15 protein-coding genes and 1 pseudogene are annotated in these 15,437 nt (G+C 74.9%); 14 read left to right on the forward strand and 2 right to left on the reverse strand.

Features of this window, described 5'->3' with window-relative positions; genetic code table 11:
* Window positions 1-101: 101 nt before the first annotated feature.
* Complete coding sequence (locus tag GA0070606_RS14840; protein WP_091099704.1) at window positions 102-728, forward strand: phosphatase PAP2 family protein; 627 nt, start codon at window positions 102-104, stop codon at window positions 726-728.
* A 168-nt stretch (window positions 729-896) separates the two neighbouring features.
* Here the strand turns inward: GA0070606_RS14840 and GA0070606_RS14845 are convergent, their stop codons facing one another.
* The gene (locus GA0070606_RS14845) at window positions 897-1,655 is read right to left on the reverse strand and encodes a prepilin peptidase (protein WP_091107745.1); all 759 of its coding nucleotides are present in this window, start codon (window positions 1,653-1,655) and stop codon (window positions 897-899) included.
* A 607-nt stretch (window positions 1,656-2,262) separates the two neighbouring features.
* On the opposite strand from GA0070606_RS14845, the gene GA0070606_RS14850 reads away from it, so the two are divergent.
* From GA0070606_RS14850 to GA0070606_RS14905, 12 genes and pseudogenes are all read left to right on the forward strand, one after another.
* The gene (locus GA0070606_RS14850) at window positions 2,263-2,829 is read left to right on the forward strand and encodes a hypothetical protein (protein ID WP_091099707.1); all 567 of its coding nucleotides are present in this window, start codon (window positions 2,263-2,265) and stop codon (window positions 2,827-2,829) included.
* A 245-nt stretch (window positions 2,830-3,074) separates the two neighbouring features.
* Window positions 3,075-3,962: a hypothetical protein gene (locus tag GA0070606_RS14855; protein ID WP_091107747.1), complete on the forward strand. Its 888-nt coding sequence runs from the start codon at window positions 3,075-3,077 to the stop codon at window positions 3,960-3,962.
* 55 nt (window positions 3,963-4,017) lie between these two features.
* Window positions 4,018-4,674 (forward strand): SAF domain-containing protein, encoded by a 657-nt coding sequence (locus GA0070606_RS14860; protein ID WP_091099711.1) that lies wholly within the window; start codon window positions 4,018-4,020, stop codon window positions 4,672-4,674.
* A gap of 2 nt (window positions 4,675-4,676) precedes the next feature.
* On the forward strand, window positions 4,677-5,477 hold the full coding sequence (locus tag GA0070606_RS14865) for a CpaE/TadZ family protein (protein ID WP_091099714.1): 801 nt from the start codon (window positions 4,677-4,679) through the stop codon (window positions 5,475-5,477).
* The gene (locus GA0070606_RS14870) at window positions 5,467-7,050 is read left to right on the forward strand and encodes a TadA family conjugal transfer-associated ATPase (RefSeq protein ID WP_091099717.1); all 1,584 of its coding nucleotides are present in this window, start codon (window positions 5,467-5,469) and stop codon (window positions 7,048-7,050) included. Before GA0070606_RS14865 ends, GA0070606_RS14870 begins: the two co-directional genes overlap by 11 nt.
* A gap of 6 nt (window positions 7,051-7,056) precedes the next feature.
* On the forward strand, window positions 7,057-7,956 hold the full coding sequence (locus tag GA0070606_RS14875) for a type II secretion system F family protein (protein ID WP_091099720.1): 900 nt from the start codon (window positions 7,057-7,059) through the stop codon (window positions 7,954-7,956).
* On the forward strand, window positions 7,953-8,831 hold the full coding sequence (locus GA0070606_RS14880; protein ID WP_091099724.1) for a type II secretion system F family protein: 879 nt from the start codon (window positions 7,953-7,955) through the stop codon (window positions 8,829-8,831). Before GA0070606_RS14875 ends, GA0070606_RS14880 begins: the two co-directional genes overlap by 4 nt.
* Window positions 8,832-8,857: 26 nt before the next feature.
* Window positions 8,858-9,061, forward strand: coding sequence for a hypothetical protein (locus GA0070606_RS14885; protein ID WP_091099728.1), 204 nt, complete (start codon window positions 8,858-8,860; stop codon window positions 9,059-9,061).
* Window positions 9,062-9,283: 222 nt separating this feature from the next.
* Entirely contained in the window at window positions 9,284-9,670 is a 387-nt protein-coding gene (locus GA0070606_RS14890) for a TadE/TadG family type IV pilus assembly protein (protein ID WP_245724949.1), read from the forward strand.
* A complete protein-coding gene (locus GA0070606_RS14895; RefSeq protein WP_091099731.1) occupies window positions 9,655-10,134 on the forward strand; it encodes a TadE/TadG family type IV pilus assembly protein in 480 nt (159 codons plus the stop codon). The genes GA0070606_RS14890 and GA0070606_RS14895 overlap by 16 nt, the downstream gene beginning before the upstream one ends.
* On the forward strand, window positions 10,131-10,571 hold the full coding sequence (locus tag GA0070606_RS14900; RefSeq protein WP_091099735.1) for a pilus assembly protein TadG-related protein: 441 nt from the start codon (window positions 10,131-10,133) through the stop codon (window positions 10,569-10,571). The genes GA0070606_RS14895 and GA0070606_RS14900 overlap by 4 nt, the downstream gene beginning before the upstream one ends.
* A 14-nt stretch (window positions 10,572-10,585) precedes the next feature.
* Window positions 10,586-11,677, forward strand: a pseudogene (locus GA0070606_RS14905) (LysM peptidoglycan-binding domain-containing protein); the annotation flags it as partial.
* A gap of 403 nt (window positions 11,678-12,080) precedes the next feature.
* On the opposite strand, the gene GA0070606_RS14910 reads toward GA0070606_RS14905, so the two are convergent.
* Entirely contained in the window at window positions 12,081-12,920 is an 840-nt protein-coding gene (locus tag GA0070606_RS14910) for a Rieske (2Fe-2S) protein (RefSeq protein WP_245724692.1), read from the reverse strand.
* Between the two features lie 473 nt (window positions 12,921-13,393).
* Here GA0070606_RS14910 and GA0070606_RS14915 point away from each other — a divergent pair, with 473 nt between their 5' ends.
* A complete protein-coding gene (locus GA0070606_RS14915) occupies window positions 13,394-15,382 on the forward strand; it encodes a hypothetical protein (protein ID WP_141721693.1) in 1,989 nt (662 codons plus the stop codon).
* The last annotated feature ends 55 nt before the right edge of the window (window positions 15,383-15,437 follow it).

A 15,437-nucleotide genomic window follows, 5' to 3' on the forward strand; every position in this document is an offset into this window, starting at 1 on the left:
GTCGGGGCCTCGACCCGACCAACGCACACTGCGTCCGGCTTCCAGGTGTTCCAGGGTTGTCCGCGAGGTAAACACGGTATGAACGATTGGTGAGGTGAATCATGGTTGATGCGGACGTTCCGGAGATCAGCGTCGAGTGGTACCAGGACATCGTCGACTTCGCCGCCGACACCCCGCAACCGGTGCAGTGGTTCGCCGAGCACTTCACCGAGGGCGCGATCCTGCTGCTCGGCGCGCTGTGGCTGGTCGCGGCCCTGTCGCGGCTCGGGGGCGGGCCGCGCGGCTGGGCGTACGCCCTGGTGTCGCCGGCGGCGGTCGTGCTCGCGTACGGCTGCAGCGAGGCGCTGAAGGTGGTGGTGGACCAGGAGCGTCCCTGTCGGGCCGTCGTCACCGAACTCGCCATCGTCGCGGGCGAGTGCCCGCCGACCGGCGACTGGTCCTTCCCGAGCAACCACTCCACGATCGCGGGCGGGCTGGCGATGGCGACGCTGCTGCTCTCCCGCCGGGTCGGCTGGGTGGCGCTGCCGCTGGCGGCGCTGGCCGCGTTCTCCCGCACCTTCGTCGGCGTCCACTACCCGCACGACGTGATCGCCGGCGTCCTGCTCGGCACCGCCCTCACCGCGCTGCTCGTCCCGCTGCTCGCCCGCCCCACCACCGGACTGCTCCAGCGCCGCGCCCGCCGCACCGAACGCCCCGTCCCCGACCCCACCCCCACCGCCCGCCGCTGACCCACACCCCGCCGCCCGTCGCCCACGCCCGTCGTCCCGGCGATCTTGCACTTCCTGCCCGGACAAATGGGGCAACCAGCGCGCTCCAGGGGCCACAAGTGCAAGATCGCGGGGCGGGGCGGGGCGGGGGCGAGGCGGGGGCGGAGGGGGCGGGGCGGGCGGGGTGGGTCAGGGGAGGAGGGCGAGGGTGGTGACGGTGGCCAGGGCGAGGAACGGGCCGAAGGGGAGGTGACTGCGCCAGCCGACGCGGCGGGCCGCCAGGAGCGCGACGCCCACCACGCCCGAGAGCAGCAGCGCGAGCAGCAGTCCCGCGACCGGGACGGCCCAGCCGTACCAGCCCAGCAGCGCGCCGACGCCGAGCGCCAGCTTGGCGTCGCCGAGACCGAAGCCGCGCCGGCCGAGCAGCAGCGTGGTGGTGGCGAAGAAGAGCGCCAGCGCGACGCCCGCCCCGGTGGCCCGCAGCCAGGGCCCCGGCCCGGCACCGGCCAGCGCGGCCACGCCGAGCAGCAGCCACGTCCCCGCCGCGGCGGGCCAGGTGAGCCGGTCGGGCAGCCGGTGCACGGCCGCGTCGACGAAGGCCAGGGGGATCGCCCAGCCCAGCCACCAGGCCGCGGCGGCCAGCACGGCGGCGGGCGGCCCGGCCAGCAGCAGCACGCCGGCCGCCGCCACCGCGGCGAGTTCCACCGCGCCGGGCGGCGGGCCGACGCGCGCGTGGCACCGCCCGCACCGGGCCGCCGGGCCCAGCGCCGGCCACGGCCGGGCCAGCCCGATCGGGGCGCCGCAGGCGTCGCACCCGGCCCGGTCGGGCGCCCCCGGCGGTACGGCGTGCCGGAGCGCGGCGAGGCGGAGCACCGGGCCGACGGCGAGTACGGCCGCCGCCCGCGCGGCACGGGAGGCGACCGGCGGCTCGGTCGGCTCCGCCACCACCGGTCGTCCGGTCAGCGCCACGACCACGCCTCCGACCCTGCGGCGCACGACACGGAGGGTGACGACCGTCGCGCGACTCGGTAACTGGTGAAACGGTCCTGGCCCCTGCCGCGAATTGCGGTGCAATGCGCGCGGAAATGACGCGGGCGCATGAGCGGGAATCCCACGCCAATGGAATGCCGAGCCGCCTCGACGGGGGACGGATCGGACCAGACGTCACGTCCGGGACAGCCGCCGTCGGCCATCCCGGCGACCCACCCGCCGCATGCGCTATTGCTGCCCCGATTTTCCCACGCGCCCCGCCCAGCCCCGTCAGCCGGCCCGCTGAGGTCGCCCGCTGCCACCCGCCCCACCACCTGTCATCACTCAACGTATCGAGCCGAATTGCCCCTGTTGCATCGGCGAACGTCAGCCTATGCTCGCCCCTTGGGTGCGGTGCAACCCCACGACAAAACGACGGAACGACCCAGGATTTGCATTTGTAGAGATCCATAGCGGCGAATGCGATGGCGCTTTACGACAGGTCCGGACAATCTCATCCGGCCGCGCCGCCGCATGCCCGGGGACCGACACTCCGGTCACCGGACGGCCACCGAGGAGGCACGACGTGCGCGGACGGCGACTCGGCCGACGGGCAACCAGCCTGCTCGCCATCGCGGCGGTCGGAGCGGGCACGGCCTGCGGCGCCGAACCGGCGTCGACCGCGGGGACCGCCCCCGCCGCGAGCGCGCCGGCGCCGACCCACTCCGAGGCCGACGAACGGGCGGCCAGGGAGGCGGCGCTGGCCGCGTACGCCGGATATCTCGCCGCGTCCCGCACTGCGAGCGGGCGCGGCGACCCCCACCACCCGGACCTGGCGCGGTTCCTCGCCGACCCGCTGCTGACCCGGGTACGGCTCTCCATCCGCGAGGCGAAGGAGCACGGCGCGATGCGTACCGGCACGTTGGTCTCCGACCCCACCGTGACGTCGGTCAGCCTGGATTCCAGCCCGCCCACCGTGGAGATCCAGGACTGCCTCGACGCGACCCGCTACCGCCTCGTCTACGCCAGGACCAAGCGGGTCGTCCCCGGCACCGGCGGGACCCGGCACCTGGCCACCGCGACCGCCACCCGCTACCCCGACGGCCGCTGGCTGATCAGCGCCGGCGCCGCCCACGAGGACCTGCCGTGCTGACCTGGGGAGGAAGGGCCGCCCCGACCCCCGCGCCGACCGGCACCGGGGCGGCCCGCCCGGGGACCGGGGCAGCCCGCCCGGGGACCGCCGACCCGGCGACCGGAGCGAGCCGCAAAGGCGGTGCCGACGCGAGAGCCGGGGCGCCCCACCCCGCCACCGCCGACCTCGTCCGGGTCGGGGCGGCCCGCCCCGCCACCGCCGCCAGCCGCGCCGGGGCGGTCCGGCGGGCGCTCGCCGGCGCCGGGCTGGCGCTGCTGCTGGCGCTCGGGGCGGCCGTGCCCGCGATCGCCGCGACCCGCGCGGACCCCGGCGCGGAGTGCCCGCCCGGGCAGAGCGACTGCAGCGTCTGGGACGACGACCCCGGCACCCCGGGCGGCCCGGGCGGAGGCGGGGACACCGGCGGAGGCGGCGACTCGGGCGGCGGTGGCGGCGGCGGGAAGTGCCAGTGGAACGGCCACACGGTCAAGTGCTACGACGACGTGCTCGGCTGGTTCAACAACGGCGACGGCTGCTACTACAAGCTCACCGAGCCGCAGCCCGCAGCCCCCGAGGGGCAGCAGTGGTACACGCGCACCTGCAACGGCGGCGCCATCGGCAGCCAGGTCAACGTCCTGCGCGACACCCCGCCGCCCGGCTTCGGCGCGCCGCCCGACCCGGAGGAACTCGCCCGACGGGCCCTCGCCAAGATCACCATCGCGGCGCCCCGGATCGCGGTCGCCCCGCGCCGGAGCAAGGGCCCCGGCCTGGTCGGGCTGCCGGTCTGGATGTGGGGCAGCAGCGACGACCCGAAGTACTTCGGCCCGACCCGGGAGGCGTCGGAGACCGACCGGGGCCTGACCGTGGAGATCACGGCGACCTTCGACCGGATCGTCTGGGACATGGGCAACGGCCGGACGGTCACCTGCGCCGACGCCGGCACCCCGTACGCGGCCGACGGGCGGCTCGCCGGCCGGCCCTCCCCCGACTGCGGCTACGACAGCGGCTACCCGAAGGCCGGCGACTACCGGGTGCGCGCCACCACGTACTGGACGGTGACCTGGCGCGGCGGCGGCGAGAGCGGCGTCATACCCCTCACCCGGACGACGGGCACGGTGCCGGTCCGGATCAACGAACTACAGGTGGTGTCCGAGTGAGCGTGAGGAACGAGCCGGGCCTGCGAGCCCCGCAGTCGCGAACGGAGACGGCCCGGTGAGCGTCGCGACCCGTAGCGGGACCGGGCCGGTGGACGCGCCGATCGCCCCGCCGAAGGTGGTCCGGCAGCGCCGGATGCGGCCCGGGCTGCTCGGCCTGGCGGTGCTGCTGATCGCCCTCGGTGGCCTGGGGGCGGCGTTCGCGGTCACCTCGGTACGCGCCACCGGCACCTACCTGGCGATCGCCCGGCCGGTCGAGGTCGGCCGGCAGCTCGCCGCCGACGACCTGGTGCCGGTGCAGGTGGCCGGCGGCCAGGGGCTGTCCCCGGTGCCGACCGGCCGGCTCGACGAGGTCGTCGGCAAGCGGGCCGCCGTGTCGCTGACCCCCGGCACCCTGCTGACGATGTCCCAGCTCACCGACGACCCGCTGCTAGGCCCCGGGCAGCAGCAGCTCGCGCTGGGCCTCGGGCCCGCCGAGGTGCCCGCCCGCGAGATGCATCCCGGCGACAAGGTGCTGCTGGTCAGCACGCCGGACAGCGACGACGACCGCCCGGCCGGCGCCGCCACCCGGTTCGAGGCGACGGTGATCGACACCGCGACGTCGGACGACGACGAGGTGGTGCTCTACCTGGCGCTGGCCGTACGGGACGTGCCGGCCGTGGTGGCGCTGTCGGCGCAGGAACGGATCGCCGTCGTGCTGACCGGGGCGGCCTGAGCATGGCGATCATCGCGCTGGTGTCGGCGAAGGGCTCCCCGGGCGTGACCACCTCGGCCCTGGCCTGCGCCCTGACCTGGCACCGGCGGCTGGTGCTCGCCGAGTGCGATCCGGCCGGCGGCTCGGTGCTCGCCGGCTACCTGGGCGGCGCCCTCGACGGCCCCCGCGGCATCGGCGAGCTGGCGGTCGGCGAGCTGCGCGACGGCAGCCTGGAGACGACGTTCTGGTCGCAACTGGTCGACCTGGACGCGCCCAGGCGGGAGCGGCTGCTGCTGCCCGGCGTCGTCGACCCGGCGCAGGCCGGCAGCGTCGCACCGCTCTGGCAGCGCTTCGCCGACTTCTTCGGAGGCCTGGAACACGGCGACCCGCCGTACGACGTGCTCGTCGACTGCGGCCGGCTGCACGTCGTCGGTCCACCGTGGCCGATCCTGCGCGCCGCCTCGGTGGTGCTGCTGGTCAGCCGCGCCCGGCTGCCCGAGCTGTCCGGCACCCGCGCCATGGTCCGGACGATCGAGCGGGACTTCGCCGAGCACCGGGTGCCGCCGGGCAGCCTGCGGCTGCTGCTGGTCGGCGACGGCCACGGCAGCGGCGAGGTGAGCAAGGCGCTGCGGCTGCCGGTCGTCGCCCGGTTGCCGCACGACCCGCGTACCGCCGACGTGCTCAGCCTGGGCGGCACCGTGCGGGCCGGTCGGCCGCTGATGCGCGCGGCCGGGGCCCTGGAGGTGCCGGTCGGGGCGCTGCTGGAGCGGCGGCGCGCCCGGCTGGCCTGGCCCGTGTCGCAGGGGGTGCCGGATGCGCTTTGAGCCGGTCTCCGCCGACCCGCGCCGCCGGCCGCCCGGGGCAGCCACCGCCCTGCCGGCCGACGCGAACCCCGCCGCGTCGGCCGGCGCCACCTCCACCGCGCCGCCGCTGGCCCCGCCCAACGGGCGGCACCACCATCCCCTGCCACTGCCCGCGCCCCCGGCCGGGCCGCCGCCGGAGCCGCCGGCCCGGGCCCGGGTCGACTTCCAGGTGGTCCGGGAGCTGCGCCGCGAACTCAGCGAGCGGCTCACCCGCTGGCAGCGCGGCCGGGAGTTCACCGTCGACGAGGAGGACACCGAGCGCGCCCGCCTCGCGGTGGCGGTGGTGGCCGAGTACGCGGACGCGGTGCGCCGGGCCGGCACCCCGATGGCGGCCGGCGAGGAGCGGCTCCTGCTCGACCAGGTCACCGCCGAACTGGCCGGGCTCGGCCGCCTCCAGACGCTGCTGGTCGACGACACCATCGAGGAGGTGCACATCCTCGGCTGCGACCAGGTGCGCGTCACCCGGCACGGCGGCGGGGTGGACTGGGCCGAGCCGATCGCCGACAGCGACGACGAGCTGGTGGAGATCCTCCAGGCGGCGGCCCGTCGGGCCGGGGCCACCGAGCGCTCGCTGTCGACCTCGAAACCCACCCTCGACCTGCAACTGCCCGACGGCAGCCGGCTGGCGGCGGTGTTCCTGGTCAGCCACCGCCCGTACGCGGTGATCCGCAAGCACAACACCCTCGACGTGAGCCTCGACGACCTCGCCGGCGGCCGGGGTGACCTGGACGAGATGATCGACCCGCTGGTGCGCGACTTCCTCCGCGCGTCGATGCGGGCCGGGCTGAACATCATGGTGGCGGGCCTCGCGGGCGCCGGGAAGACCACCGTCATCCGTGCGCTGATGGACGAGATCCCGGCCGACGAGCCGTACGTGCTGCTGGAGGAGAGCCGGGAGCTGCTGCCGGCCCGCCGCCGCCTCAAGCACCGGGCGGTGATGAGCTTCGAGGCCCGGGAGGGGCACGGCGAACGCGGGCCGGACGGCCGCCCCGCCGGCGAGGTGAGCATCGCCGACCTGATCCCCGTCTCGCTGCGGATGGGCGTGCTGCGGATCATCGTCGGCGAGGTCCGGTCCCGGGAGATCGTGCCGATGCTCCAGGCCATGACGACCAGCCGCGGCTCGATGTGCACCATCCACGCGCGTACGCCCGCCGGGGTCAGCGAGCGGATCATCGAGCTGGCGCTGGCGCACGGCCGGGAGATGACCGTCGACCAGGCCCGCCGGATGGCCGGCAACGCGCTCGACCTGATCGTCTACGTCACCGTCGAGGACGAGACCGCCATCGGCGGGCGCAAGCACCGCTTCGTCTCCCACGTCGAGGAGGTCATCGGCGTCGGCGACGGCAACCGGATCACCACCACCCAGGTGTTCGGTCCGGGGCCGGACGGGCGGGCGGTGCCCCGGCACCTGCCCGAGCGGATCCGCGCCCAACTCCTCCGGGTCGGCTACGACGCCCGGCTGCTCAGCCGGTGGATCGAGGCGGGCACCGGCGCCTGGCGACGGCCCCGGCAGACCCGGCTCGGGCGGCGGTGACCGGAGATGCTGGCCGACGTCGAACTCGTCGCGGTGCTCTCCGGGGCCGCCTGCGTGGCCGGGCTGCTGCTGACGGTCGTCGCGCTGGTCGGCACCCGCCGGCCGCCCGCCCGGCCCGGCGCGGGCCGAGGCCTGGACCGCCTGTGGAAGGGCTCCGGCGCCACCCCCCGCAAGCAGCGGGAGCACCAGGCACTGCTGGTCGGCGCCCTGGTGGCCGGCGCGCTGGCCTTCCTGGTGACCGGGCTGCCGGTGGTCGGCCTGCTGGTCGCGGTGGCGGTCCCCGGCACCCCGTGGCTGTTCTCCGTCGGCAAGGCCGAGCAGCGGGCCATCGCCCGCATCGAGGCGGTCGGCGAGTGGACCCGCCGGCTCAAGGACGTCTCCGCCACCGGCCAGGGCCTCCAACAGACGATCATCGGCACGGTCACCACCGCGCCGGAGGAGATCCAGGAGGAGGTACGCCTGCTCGCCGCCCGCCTCCAGGCCGGGTGGCTGGCCCGCTCCGCACTGCTCGCCTTCGCCGACGAGATCGGCGACCCGGTCTGCGACCAGGTGGTGGCCGCGCTGATCCTGCACGTGACCGACCGGGGCGAACGCCTCGGCGACGTGCTCGGCTCGATCGCGCACGCGGCGGCGGCCGAGGTCGCCACCCGCCGGGAGATCGAGGCGAAACGCACCCAGCCCCGCTTCGCGGTTCGCTTCCTCACCGGGATGACCCTGGCCACCGTCGCGTACGGGCTGCTCAACACCGAATACATCAGCCCGTACGGCACGCCCTCCGGGCAGCTCGTGATGGCGGCGCTCGGCGCGGCCTTCGTCGGCCTGCTGGCCTGGGTGCGGTCGATGAGCCAGCCGCGCCGGCCGGCCCGCTTCCTGCCCGCCCCCGACCCGCAGGAGGTGCTGGCATGAGCGTGGTCCTCAACTGGCAGCTCGCGGTCGCCGTCAGCGGCGGGGCGGCGATCGGGCTGGGCGTATTCCTGGTGGTCCGCGAGCTGGTGCCCGCCACGCCGGCGCTCGGGCCCGCGCTGCGCCGGCTGCACCAGCCGCCGGGCGCCGGGCAGCTCACCGCCCCCGCCGGCCGGCGGCTGGAGTGGCTCACCGGGCTGTCCCGCTGGCTGCGGCCACCGCACCGGCAGCTCGCCCTGATCGACCAAACCCCCGAGCAGTACGCCCTGTCGATGCTGCTCTCGGCGCTGATCGGGCTCGCCGCGCCGACGCTGCTCGGCGTCACCCTGCTGGCCGTCGGCGTACGGCTGCCGGTGGTCGTGCCGGTGCTCGGCAGCCTCGGGCTGGCGCTGCTCTGCGCGCTGGTCGCCCACCGGTCGGTGCTGGACCGGGCGGACAAGGCGCGCGACGAGTTCCGCCAGGCGGTCTGCACCTACCTCGACCTGGTCGCCCTGCAACTCTCCGCCGCGCACGGGCCGGTGCAGTCGCTGGAACGGGCGGCGGCGGTCTGCGACGGCTGGGTCTTCGAACGCATCTCCGAGGCCCTGCGGATCGCGCAGATGCAGATGCACTCGCCCTGGGACGAGTTGCGCGACCTCGCCGAGCGGATCGGCATCCCGGAGCTGGGCGACGTCGGGGCGATCATGCGCTCCTCCGGCAGCGAGGGCGCGCAGGTGCACGAGACCCTGCGCAGCCGCGCCGACTCGCTGCGCGACCAGATCCGCACGGACAACCTGGCCCGGGCCGAGGGGGTGACCAGCCGGCTCGACATCCCCGGGGCGCTGCTCGTCTTCGTCCTGCTCGGCTTCGCCGTCTATCCGTTCATCGCCCGCCTGTGATCCGACCCCGAGAGAAGGAGCACGTCATGTCCGTCATCACCTGTCTGCACGTAGCGCTGGCGGCGCGCCTGGCCGAGCTGCGTCGCGACGGCGAGCGGGGCGACAGCCCCGTACCCACCGCCGTGATCATCTTCGGTCTGGTCGCCGTCGCGATGGCGGTCACCGCCGCCGCCCTCGGCGCGGCCAACGACTGGATGGACAACATTCCGAAGCACCAGGACCCGAAGTAACGCCGGGCCGTGCGCCGAGCAGACTCCGTCCCGGGGCGTCGGGCGGCCACCGCCGCCCGACGCCCCGTCGCGGCCGTCGTCCGGCGCCGCACGCCCGGCCGGCGACACTCCGTTCCGGCCCTGGCTCCGCCGCAGCCGCGCGCCGCCCGACACCAGCTCCGCGCGGCCGGCCGACGCCGCGTCGCCGCCGACCGACAACCGGTCGCGGCCGTCGTCCGGCGGCTGGCGGCCGGCGGGGTCGACCGGGGTGCCAACCCGGTCGAGTTGGCGGTGGCGATGCCGGCGATCCTCCTGCTGCTCTTCGCCTCGATCCAGACCGCCGCGTGGTTCGTCGCCCGCTCCACCGCGCTGAACGCCGCGCAGAGCGCGGTCAACGCCCAGCGGCTGCACCAGGCGCCGCCCGGCACCGGCGAGGCCCGCGCCGCCCGCTTCCTGCGCGCCGCGGGCGGCTGGCTCGTGGACTGGGACGACCCCGGCCCGAGCTGCCAGACCAGCGCCACCGAGGTGACCTGCACGGTGCGCGGTCGATCCCTGTCGGTCGTACCCGGTGTCGACTTCCCCGTGCGCCAGACCGCGCACGGGACGGTGGAACGGTGGACCACGCCGTGAGCCGTACCACCGAGCGGGGCTCGGTCTCGATCGAGGTGGCGGTGCTCGCCCCGGCCTTCGTCGCGCTGATCGTGCTGGCCGGCGTCGCCGGGCGTACCGCCGTGGCGGCCGAGGCGATCGACGCCGCCGCCCACGACGCGGCCCGCGCCGCCTCGATCTCCCGGGACGCCCGCACCGCCCGCGCCGAGGCCCGGGACGCGGCCCGCCGGCAGCTCGACTGGCGCGGCCTGAACTGCGTCGGCGCTCCGCAGGTGACCCTCAGCGGCGCGGTACGTGGTCGCGCCACCAGCTTCGACGCGGCGTTCCGCAGCCCGGCCGGCCAGGACGCCTCGGTGACCGTCCGGATCGCCTGCACGGTGTCCTACCAGGACCTGCGCCTGTCGGCTCTGCCGGGAATGCCCGCCGGCAAGCGCGTGTCGGCGAGCTTCACCTCACCCCTGGACCGCTACCGGAGCCGGGGATGATCGCCCGTCGCCGCCTGCCCGGCGGACACGACGACGGGCGGGTGAGTGTCTTCCTCGCGGTGGCGATGGTGGGGGTACTGGCCGTCATCGGCATGGCCTTCGACGGCGCGGGCCAGTTGCGCACGTTGCAGCGGGCCGACAACCTCGCGGCCGAGGCCGCCCGCGCCGGTGGCCAGGCCATCGACCGGGCCGCCGCCATCGAGGGCGGGCCGACGCGGATCGACCGCCCGCAGGCCCGCCGGGCCGTCGCGGACTACCTCGCCGCAGCCGGCGCCACCGGCCACACCGTCAGCTTCCCGCGTGTCGACGGGGAGACCCGGGTCCGGGTACGGGTCACCGTCACGCACCACCGATCCATGCTCGGCCTGTTCGGCTTCGACGAGACCGTCACCGTCTCCGGCGAGGCGACCGCGCGGCCGCTCACCGGGGCACCGTAGGAAGGAAGGCAGCCATGGTCGCATCGGGACGTTCCGCCGTACGGCGGACCGGACGGATCCTGACCGGGTTCGGCGCGCTCGTCGTGCTCTGCGCGGTGCTGGTCGGCGCGCCGGTGGCGCTGCTCGCCCTCGCCGGCAATCCGCTGCCCGACCACCTGCCCACCGTCGCGGAGATCGGGACGACCCTGACCAGCCGCGACGACGGGCGCCTCTTCCTGCGCGCCCTGGCGCTGGCCGGGTGGTTCGGCTGGGCCACCTTCGCCTTCTCGGTGCTGGTGGAACTCTGCGCGCAGGCGCTGCGCCGCCCGGCGCCCCGGCTGCCCGGGATGAGCCGCCAGCAGCGGGCCGCCGCCGCGCTGGTCGGTTCGGTCGCGCTGATCGTCGCGGCCAGCCCGGCGGCGAGCGCGGCCACGGCGGTCGCCGGCCCGTACGCCCTGCCGGCACCGACCACGGCGGCCCCGACGGCATGGGCGGCTCCGACCGCGTCGGCGGCTCCGGCGGTGTCGACGGCTCCGGCGACATCGACGGCATGGGCGGCTCCGACAGCTTCGACGGCGTCGGCGGCTTCGGACGACGGCCCGGTGGTGTACCGGGTGGCCCGGGGCGACCACCTGGGCACGGTCGCCGAGCGCTACCTGGACGACTTCGGCGACTACCGTGAGCTGGCCGCGCTGAACCGGCTCGCCGATCCGGACCGGATCCACCCGGGACAGTTGCTGAAGCTCCCCCAGGAGGCCGAGGACCGGGGTGCCCGCCGGCACGCCACCGGTCGCCTCGTCGCCCGTCCGGCAGCGCCGGCCCCGGCTCCCCGGCCCGCGCCCGAACAGGTCACCCCGGAGCAGGCGGCGCCGACCCCGCCGGCGGATGCCCCGGCCCCATCGGCGGAGGCCCCGCTCCCGCCGGCGGACGCGCCCGGCAGTGACGGTCCGACGGTGACGGTCGGGGCGGCTCGGCCCGGCGAGCCCGACCGGGTGAACCGGCCGCTCGCGGTCACCGCTGTCCTCGCGGTGGCGAGCATCGTCGGGGCGCAGATCGGCGCGGTCCTGGGTCTGCGCCGCCGCCCGGCACACGTGTCGGCGGGCGCGGCCCGCACCGGCACCACCCGCCGCTCGGGCACCGGCACCGCCCGCCGCTCGGGCACCGGCACCGCCCTTCGCTCGGGTACCGGAGGAGCGAGGCGCTCGGGCACAGCGGCGCGCTCGGGCACCGGCGGCGCGGGTCAGTCGGGCACCGGCGGCGTGGGGCACGGCGGAGGCGGGCGCGCGACCGGCCGCGGCGGCGCGACCGGAAGCGCGACCGGCGGAACGATCGTCGGTGCCCAGGCGCGGGTGCACGCCGACGCCGTCGGCGAGGCCCCCGTCGGCCGCCACCGCCGCCCCTGAACCAACCGGGACCACCAGTTGGCCGACGCACCCCGGCAGCGGGTGGCGGCATGGGGTCACGCGGTCACGTACACGTCGTCGCGGCGGTACGCCGGTCAGGACGGCACGCGATGCGGCGGGCGGGCGGTCAGGGGAGGCGGGCCTCCAGCATGCCGTCGACGATGCGGGTCGGCAGGATCTGCTGGTCGTTGCCGGACGGCCCGTGCACGACCTCGCCGCCGTTGAGCCGGAACGTGCTGCCGTGCCAGGGGCAGACCACGCACTCGTGCCCGTCGACCTCACGCACCTCGCCCTGGGCGAGCGGGCCGCTCTGGTGCGGGCACCGCTCCAGCATCACGGTGACCTCGTCGCCGTGCCGATACAGGATCACCGAGACGTCGTCGATCTCCCGGGTGATCAGCTTCCGCTGCGGCAGGGCTGCCATGTCGGCGAGCGCGTGCCAGCCGTCGCTCATCCGGTGCAGCTCGGAGATGCTCTGGTTGACCTGCGCACCCTGCTTGTACGCCAGGTGCCCGCCGATGTAGGCCCCCATGCTCGCGGCGCTGAGCCCGAGGAAGCCGAGCGTACGGCCGAGGTTGTGCCGGCCGGACAATCGGGCGGCGACGGAGCCGGCGTAGAACACCAGACCGACGCTGTTGGAAGCGGCGTGCACCAGGCCGATCCGGCGCTGGTCGCGGGCGAGGGCCGCCCAGTCGTTGAGCCCGGCCACCGCCGCCGGCAGGGCGCTGACGGTGCCGACCGCGCACAGCGTGGTGGCCGCCCGACGCTGCCCCGGCAGCACGTCCAGCACGGCGGTGCTGATCCACGCGCCAACCGGCACCTGCACCATCGCCGGATGCAGCGGGTGCCCCAGCCAGACGCCGTGCAGCAGGTCCCTGACCCGCTGCGGACGGAGGGTCGCCTGGACGGCACGCTGCAGCCGGTCGCCGATCCGGTCCAGCCCGGAGGCCTGCTCGATCTTCGTCATCAGTGCTCGCACCCGTACCGACTTCCCGGCAGGAGCGACCGCAAACCGGTCCCCGGTGACGGATCCGCAGCCGTACGTGACAAGGCCCCTCCCGGCCCACAACCGGGCGCGCGGTGCCGGGCGACGGGGCTGCCGGTGCTCGCCGCCGGGGTCCGGTCTCGATTCCGTGGCATGGCAGCACCGGCGAGCACTCAGCGCTGACGCCCGTCGGCGGGAGTGTCGACGGCCAGGGTTCGGACCCGTCCAAGCGACCGGACCGCTGCCTGTCCCGGTTTGTTCAGGCCCAGGTACCGGGGTTGCTCGGGACTGTCCCGACCGCTGTCTGCACTTCCGGGACGTGGGCGCGGACAAGTGTCATGGGACGCGTGGGTGCTGGCCGAGCTGCCATTCCCCCACCGGTCCGGGAACGAGACGGGCCGCCCTGCCGGCCAGGCGGCAGGTGACCACGGCAGGCGTGACCTGAAGGAGCAGCGATGAGAAACAAGCACGAGCGGTGCCGCCCTGAGCGGAGCGGATGGCTGTTGGCGCAGTGGATGACGGTGTTGCGTCGTCGGCTGGTGCCGATGGTGGCGGTGGTCGCCGTCGCAGCGGGTCTCCTGCTGGCCGCACCGGCCTCTGCGGCGGCCCCCGATCCGAACGAGCGCCCGGCAGCGGGCCCGACGCCTGGCCCGGCCGACGCCGGCGACCCGATGGGGCGAGCCCGGCGGCTGCTCCTGCAGCTCGGCTACGAGGTCTCGGCCCTGGGGTCACCGGACCCGGATGACCCGAACTACCAGAGGAAGATCATCGCCAACCAGGTCATGAAGAGGGTCCAGGCCTGGGTGGAGGATGGCAAGACGAGCTTCGGTTGGAAGGACGTCTACGTCGCAGTCCAGGACGCCGAGGAGATCTACCGCAAGTCGCAGAAGAGTCTTGAGAGGTTGAAGGGCAAGCTCAAGAAGTCCGAGCGCAAGCTGCGGAAGCTGACGGAGGCTGCGCGGGACACCACGCTGTCGCCGAAGCAGCAGGCCAAGGCTGAGCGAAACCTGAAGCGGGCAAGAGCGAAGCATGCCGCAGCACGCCGGGCGTACCTCAAGACCAAGGCCGCGATCGCCGGCGGCGAGGACGACCGGGAGATCAAGGATCTGAAGAGCCAGGTTCGGGATCTGAAGCGTGACCTGGCCAAGGCCAAGCGGAAGCGCGCTCTCCCCGTCGCCCAGCGGAGGCTGGAGGAGAGGCTCGACGCCGCGCAGAAGAAGCTGGACGAGGCCAGGGCGGCGAAGGCCGATCGCGACCGCCGCCAGGACGGCGACGACTCTGACTCCTCCGGCACCACGGCCCGTCCCCCGAAGGGGCCGAAGGGGTCGCCTACCGGTGAGACGAAGGCAGGGCCGGACCGATCGCAGTCCGTCGGACCCGGGGGACCGCGCCCGGGCCGCTTCAGGCTCTGGCCGCGTGGCACCCGGACCGACAGCGGTGCGGCGGAGCTGATCGGTCAAGGCGTCGCCGAGGAGATCCGCGCTCGCGGCCGGGTGGAGGACGAGAAGCTGCTGGCACGCGCGAAGGAGGACCCGGCACTGCGCAAGCGCATCATCGACGACTACCGCGAGTACCCCCGGCGCAGCCCGTGGGAGAAGACCATGCGCGACTTCGACACCTCGAAGGGTTTCCGGCAGACCGAGGCCCTGCGGATCGGTCCAGAACTGATGACCTACCAAGAGGCCGAGGACATTGCGAACCGGTCGAACTCCGACCCGGCGTACCAGCAGGCCCGCAGGGACTGCGGCGGCTACGACACCTGCGTCAAGGAACGCACCCGCAAACTCCGCGAACAAAACACCAAGCTCAAGAAGCAGGCCGACCGATCCAACAACGACCCCGCATACCAGCAGGCCCGCAGAGAGTGCGGCGGCTACGACACCTGCGTCAAGGAACGCACCCGCAAACTCCGCGAACAAAACACCAAGCTCAAGAAGCAGGCCGACCGATCCAACAACGACCCCGCATACCAGCAGGCCCGCAGGGACTGCGGCGGCTACGACACCTGCGTCAAGGAACGCACCCGCAAACTCCGCGAACAAAACACCAAGCTCAAGAAGCAGGCCGACCGATCCAACAACGACCCCGCATACCAGCAGGCCCGCAGAGAGTGCGGCGGCTACGACACCTGCGTCAAGGAACGCACCCGCAAACTCCGCGAGCAGCGGGCCGGTGTCGGCGACGGTAGGCCCGACACGAGGAAGACGAACGGCAGCAGGACCACCACGAAGAAGACCGACGCCCCCGCGAAGACCACCAGCAGCGACAGCAAGCACCGGCAGGCGTACGAGCAGGCCAACCGGGAGTGCGGCGGCTACGACACCTGCGTGAAGGAACGCACCCGCAAGCTCCGCGAGCAGAACGCGGACGCAGGCGACGGCGGGCGTACCACGAAGAAGGCGACCGGCAGCAGGACCGGGAAGAAGACGGGCAGCAGGAAGTAGTACGCAAGCACCTGGAGAACGGCACGCGCGCGGCCCGGACCGACCGGGCGAAGCC

The organism is Micromonospora citrea, assembly GCF_900090315.1.
In the GTDB taxonomy this organism is placed as follows: Bacteria; Actinomycetota; Actinomycetes; order Mycobacteriales; family Micromonosporaceae; genus Micromonospora; species Micromonospora citrea.

Coding starts and splice junctions, on each gene's coding strand:
- GA0070606_RS14875 (WP_091099720.1), top strand. CDS start 7,057: ATGCTGGCCGACGTCGAACTCGTCGCGGTGCTCTCCGGGGCCGCCTGC.
- GA0070606_RS14885 (WP_091099728.1), top strand. CDS start 8,858: ATGTCCGTCATCACCTGTCTGCACGTAGCGCTGGCGGCGCGCCTGGCC.
- GA0070606_RS14840 (WP_091099704.1), top strand. CDS start 102: ATGGTTGATGCGGACGTTCCGGAGATCAGCGTCGAGTGGTACCAGGAC.
- GA0070606_RS14870 (WP_091099717.1), top strand. CDS start 5,467: ATGCGCTTTGAGCCGGTCTCCGCCGACCCGCGCCGCCGGCCGCCCGGG.
- GA0070606_RS14900 (WP_091099735.1), top strand. CDS start 10,131: ATGATCGCCCGTCGCCGCCTGCCCGGCGGACACGACGACGGGCGGGTG.
- GA0070606_RS14910 (WP_245724692.1), bottom strand. CDS start 12,920: ATGACGAAGATCGAGCAGGCCTCCGGGCTGGACCGGATCGGCGACCGG.
- GA0070606_RS14915 (WP_141721693.1), top strand. CDS start 13,394: ATGAGAAACAAGCACGAGCGGTGCCGCCCTGAGCGGAGCGGATGGCTG.
- GA0070606_RS14865 (WP_091099714.1), top strand. CDS start 4,677: ATGGCGATCATCGCGCTGGTGTCGGCGAAGGGCTCCCCGGGCGTGACC.
- GA0070606_RS14880 (WP_091099724.1), top strand. CDS start 7,953: ATGAGCGTGGTCCTCAACTGGCAGCTCGCGGTCGCCGTCAGCGGCGGG.